The sequence below is a fragment of the Acidithiobacillus sp. genome (assembly GCF_023256195.1).
Classification (GTDB): Bacteria; Pseudomonadota; Gammaproteobacteria; order Acidithiobacillales; family Acidithiobacillaceae; genus Acidithiobacillus_A.
Map to the genome: position 1 here is coordinate 1 of NZ_JAGDWX010000032.1, position 5,670 is coordinate 5,670.

Annotated in this window: 4 protein-coding genes; all 4 read left to right on the forward strand. The window is 62.9% G+C overall.

The features are described 5' to 3' along the window. The first annotated feature begins 131 nt into the window (after positions 1–131). On the forward strand, positions 132–1,118 hold the full coding sequence (rhuM, locus tag Q0C23_RS08190) for a virulence protein RhuM/Fic/DOC family protein (RefSeq protein WP_291511881.1): 987 nt from the start codon (positions 132–134) through the stop codon (positions 1,116–1,118). Positions 1,119–1,143: 25 nt separating this feature from the next. Continuing rightward, positions 1,144–2,364, forward strand: a complete 1,221-nt coding sequence (locus tag Q0C23_RS08195) for an AAA family ATPase (protein ID WP_291511882.1) — start codon at positions 1,144–1,146, stop codon at positions 2,362–2,364. Further along, on the forward strand, positions 2,364–2,975 hold the full coding sequence (locus tag Q0C23_RS08200) for a DUF4276 family protein (RefSeq protein ID WP_291511925.1): 612 nt from the start codon (positions 2,364–2,366) through the stop codon (positions 2,973–2,975). The genes Q0C23_RS08195 and Q0C23_RS08200 overlap by 1 nt, the downstream gene beginning before the upstream one ends. Before the next feature lie 151 nt (positions 2,976–3,126). Further along, positions 3,127–5,670 (forward strand): type I restriction endonuclease subunit R (locus Q0C23_RS08205; protein ID WP_291511883.1); only part of this gene is annotated, 2,544 nt, incomplete at its 3' end.

The window sequence follows — 5,670 nt, forward strand, 5'->3', positions numbered from 1 at the left end:
CTCAGTCAACGACTCGACCTCATGGCGCAGTCCCGCACCCTCGCCCAACTGCGCGACACCCTGCTGCCCAAACTCATCTCCGGCGAGCTGCGCGTGCCGGATGCCGAGGCGTTCCTGAAGGGGCGCGGCCTATGAAACCCACGACCGATATCGTCATCTACGAAACCGGTGAGGCGCGCGTCGAGGTGCGGTTCGATCGCGAGAACCTGTGGCTCAGCCTCCAGCAGCTCGCCGACCTGTTCGAGCGCGACAAATCGGTCATCTCGCGCCATTTGCGCAATATCTTTGTGGAGGGAGAGCTGGAGCGCGAATCAGCTGTTGCAAAAAATGCAACAACTGCCGCCGACGGCAAGACCTATCAAGTCGAGTACTACAACCTCGACGCCATCATCTCGGTGGGCTACCGCGTCAATTCGACCCGGGCCACGCGCTTTCGCCAGTGGGCCACGGGCGTGCTGCGCGAGCATCTCACCCGGGGCTATTCGCTCGACCGCCAGCGCTTCGAGCAGAACGCCACAGAACTCGAAGCCGCATTGGCCTTGGTGAAGAAGGCCGCAGCAGGCGAGGCGCTGACCGCCGATCAGGGCCGCGGGCTGGTGGATGTGATCGCCCGCTACACCCAGACCTTTTTGTGGTTGCAGCGCTACGACGAAGGCTTGCTCACTGCCCCGGCAGGCAGTCCGGGTGGTGTGTTGCCGACACTGGACGAAGCGCGGGCGGCGATTGCGCGGCTCAAAGCCGACCTGATGGCGCGCGGGGAGGCGTCCGATTTGTTCGGACGCGAGCGCGGCGAGGCGTTCGTGGCGATTCTGGGCAATCTGGAGCAGACGGTGTTCGGCGCGCCGGCTTACGCCACCGTCGAGACCAAGGCGGCGCACCTGCTGTATTTCGTCATCAAGAACCATCCGTTCGCCGACGGCAACAAGCGCAGCGGGGCGTTCCTGTTCGTGGACTTTCTGGCGCGCAACGGGCGGCTTTTGCGCGATGGCGAACCGGTGATCAACGATGTGGGGCTGGCGGCGCTGGCGCTGTTGGTGGCGGAATCGGACGCGAAGAACAAGGACGTGATGATCCGCTTGATCGAGAACATGCTCGCCCTGCCGGGCGGCCAGGTGTAACAATGGGAAAAAGCGAGGCGAACCTATGAGCAAAAATGCCGCCCAGAGCCAGTTGGGTATTCCACGCATCGAATCCCTCAAGGTGCAGAACTTTCGCGCGCTACGCGACGTGGAGTTGACGAAACTGATGCCGCTGACGGTGCTTCTGGGGCCCAACGGTAGCGGCAAATCCACCGTCTTCGATGTGTTTGCCTTCCTTGCCGAATGCTTCTCGGACGGATTGCGCAAGGCATGGGATCGACGGGGGCGGTTCCGCGAACTGCGCAGCCGGGATCAGGAGGGCGCCATTGTCATCGAGTTGCAGTATCGGGAGCGTCCCGGCACGCCCCTCATTACCTATCACCTGGAAATCGAAGAACAGCCCAAAGGACCCGTTGTTGCGCGGGAGTATCTGCGCTGGAAACGCGGTCATCCGGCCGCGCCCTTCCATTTCCTGAATTACCAGTACGGCCAAGGCAAAGTCATCACCGGCGAGGCACCGGAAGCGCGTGACACGCGCGTCGAGAAGGCGCTCTCGGGCCCAGACGTGCTGGCGGTGAGTACCTTGGGCACCCTGGCGGAGAACCCGCGCGTGATTGCGCTGCGCAATTTCATCACTGGCTGGCACCTTTCTTATCTCTCGGCAGACGCGGCCCGCGGCAATCCGGAAGCGGGTGCCGAAGAGCGGCTTTCTCCTACGGGCGACAACCTGCCCAATGTCATCCAGTACTTGCGAGAGCAGCACCCCGATCGCCTGGAGCAAATCTTCGAGACGCTGCGGCGACGCATTCCCCGCATCGAAAAGGTCGATGCTCAGGTGTTGGATGACAGCCGTTTGCTGCTCCTGATCAAGGACGCGCCGTTTTCCAAACCGGTGCTGTCGCGCTTTGCCTCCGATGGCACACTCAAGCTGCTAGCGTATTTGACGGTGCTTTACGACCCCGCCCCCCCGCAGCTCGTCGGCATCGAGGAACCGGAAAACTATCTTCATCCGCGATTGCTGCCGGAGCTGGCGGAGGAGTGCCAGCAAGTCGCGGAGCGCACGCAACTGATCGTCACCACCCATTCGCCATTCTTCATCAACCCCCTGCAGCCGGAAGAGGTGCGTGTGCTGTACCGCGCTGCAGACGGTTATACCCGCGTGCGCCGGGTAGCCGATATGCCGGGCATCAAGGCGTTCATCCAGCAGGGGGCCACGCTGGGCGAGCTTTGGATGGAGGGGCACTTCGATGCCGGCGACCCACTGGCCGTGGGGGAAGATGCGTGATGCAGATCGAGTTCCTGGTCGAAGAGCCTTCGACAGAAGAGGCACTGCGACATGTGCTGCCGAAGCTGTTGGGCAATCGCGCGCGATACAAGCTGATCAACATGGGAAGCAAATATAAGCTGCTGCAGGCATTGCCGGCCCGCCTTGCGGCATACCGTATTCGTATCGCGCAGGGCGAGCAACTGCGAGTGGTCGTGCTGGTGGATCGCGATACCGACGATTGCACGGCGCTCAAGCGTCGGCTCGAAGACATGGCAAGCGTGGCGGGGCTGGCGACCAAGACCCGCCCCACCGCGCAAGGGCAGTTTTACGTCGTCAACCGCATCGCGGTCGAGGAGCTGGAATCTTGGTTCATTGGCGACGCTGCTGCCCTGCGCCAAGCATTCAGCAGTCTGCCCGTGATCGATGCCAGCAAAGGAATTTTCCGTAATCCCGACAACGGTGGCTCCTGGGAAGCACTGCACCGCTTCCTCAAAAAGCACGGCGTCTACAAGAGCAGCTATCCAAAAATCGATGCCGCGCGGCGCATCGCCCCAAATCTCCGCATCCAAACCAACCGTTCGCGCAGCTTCCAAGTCTTCGTCAAAGGTGTTGAGGCGTTGCTGGTATGACATATGGCATCGATCGCACCTCTTTTCTTGAGACGCGGCAGTTCTCTCCCCGCAAAATTCCGGGGCTGATGGAGATCCTCGATAAGTGCCGTTGCAGAGAGTCGATCGGGAGGGTTGCTCGCTCTTTCTGCTCAGAACGAGGAGAGCCGTAATGGCGTTTCTATCCGAGGCCGAAGTCGAATCCGCGCTGCTGGATCAATTGGCCGCGCTGGGCTACCGCATCGAAGGCGAGGAAGACATCGGCCCCGATGGGCACCGGCCCGAGCGCGAAAGCTATCAGGATGTGGTGCTCAGGAAACGGCTCATCGATGCCGTCGCGCGCCTGAACCCGGGCCTGCCCGTGGAGGCCCGCCAGGATGCCATCCGCAAGGTGACGCAGTCGGAGTTGCCGTCACTGCTCGAAGAGAACCGCCGCCTGCACAGGTTGATGACGGAAGGCGTGGATGTCGAGTATGTCGCCGCTGATGGCACGTTGACGGCCGGCAAGGTGCACCTGATCGACTTCGAAAATCCGGAGCAGAACGACTGGCTGGCGGTTGCCCAGTTCGTAGTGATCCACGGCCCGCACAACCGGCGGCCCGATGTGGTGGTGTTCGTCAACGGCCTGCCGCTGGCGGTGATCGAACTCAAAGCGCCGGGCAGCGCGGGGGCGCATCTGGTGGGTGCGTTCAACCAGTTGCAGACCTACAAGCAACAGATTCCGGCGCTGTTCCACACCAACGCGCTGCTGGTCACCTCGGACGGCATCGCGGCCCGGGTGGGTTCGCTCTCGGCAGATCTGGAGCGTTTCATGCCCTGGCGCACGACCGATGGCAGGGATGTTGCCCCCAAGGGCGCGCCGGAACTCTCGACCTTGATCGAGGGTGTGTTCGCGCAGCGCCGATTGCTCGATCTCGTGCGCGATTTCACCGTGTTCGGCGAGACCGGCGCGGGGCTGGTCAAGATCATCGCCGGCTACCACCAGTTCCACGCGGTGAAAAAAGCGGTGGAGCAGACCTTGCGCGCGTTGCCCCCGAAAAATCTGGCGCAGGAAGACCCGGCGCGCTATGGCCTGCCCTCGGCGCAGGATCAAAAGCCAGGCGACCGGCGCGTGGGTGTGATCTGGCACACCCAAGGGTCGGGCAAGAGTCTGCTGATGGCGTTTTACGCCGGGCAGCTCGTCCGGCATCCTCTGCTCGAAAACCCGACGCTGGTGGTACTGACCGACCGCAACGATCTGGACGACCAGCTCTTCGCTACGTTCTCGATGTGCCGGGATCTGGTCCGGCAAACGCCCGTGCAGGCCGAGAGCCGCGAGCACTTGCAGACGCTGCTCAACCGGGCTTCGGGCGGGGTGATTTTCACGACGCTGCAAAAGTTTGGCGAGGTGGATGGGCCGCTCACCACGCGCCGCAACGTCGTGGTCATCGCCGATGAGGCGCACCGCAGCCAGTACGGCTTCAAGGCCAAAGTGGATGGCAAAAGCGGCGAGATCTCCTATGGCTTTGCCAAGTACCTGCGCGATGCGCTGCCGAATGCCTCGTTCATCGGCTTTACCGGCACGCCCATCGAGGCAGACGACGTCAACACCCCGGCGGTGTTTGGGAACTACATCGACATCTACGACATCAGCCGTGCGGTGGAGGATGGCGCGACGGTGCCGATCTATTACGAATCGCGCCTGGCGCGCATCGAGCTGGATGAGAATGAGAAGCCCAAGGTCGACGCCGAGATCGAGGAGATTCTGGAGGACGAAGAAGAGCCTGCCCGCGAGCGCGTGAAGCAAAAGTGGGCCACCGTCGAAGCACTGGTGGGCGCGGACAAGCGCTTGAAGCTGGTCGCCCAGGACATCGTGCAGCACTTCGAGGACCGCGTGGCGGCGCTCGATGGCAAGGGGATGATCGTCTGCATGAGCCGGCGCATTTGCGTGAAGCTCTACGACGAAATCGTCAAGCTGCGCCCGGATTGGCACAGTGGGGATGACTACGCCGGGGCCATCAAGATCGTGATGACCGGGGCTGCCTCCGATCCGCCCGAATGGCAGCCGCACATCGGCAACAAGGCGCGGCGCGATCTGCTCGCCAAACGCGCCCGCGACCCGCACGACCCCTTGAAGCTGGTGATCGTGCGCGACATGTGGCTGACCGGCTTCGATGCGCCGTGCATGCACACCATGTACGTGGACAAACCGATGCGCGGGCACGGGCTGATGCAGGCGATTGCGCGCGTCAACCGCGTGTTCCGCGACAAACCGGCGGGGCTGATCGTGGACTACATCGGCATCGCGCAGAACCTGAAAAACGCGCTGGCGCAGTATTCGCCGCGTGACCGCGCGCAGACCGGCATCGACGAGGCCGAGGCCGTTGCGGTGATGCTGGAGAAGCTCGAAGTCGTGCGCGACATGTTCCACGGCTTCGACTACCGCGCGGGGCTCGATGGGTCGCCGCAGGCGCGGCTTGCGATGATGGCCGCTGCCATCGAGTGGATTCTGGACCGCCAGCAGCACTGGGCGGCGCAGGAAACGACGCCACAGGGCAAGAAAACGGCGCACCGGCGCTTTCTTGATGCGGTGCTGGCCTTGTCCAAGGCGTTTGCGCTGGCGGCGAGCTCCGATGAAGCACGCGCCGTCCGTGAAGAAGTCGGTTTCTTCCAGGCGATCCGCGCCGCGCTCATCAAGAGCAGCACCTGCTCGGGCGTAACACAGGCCGAGCGCGAG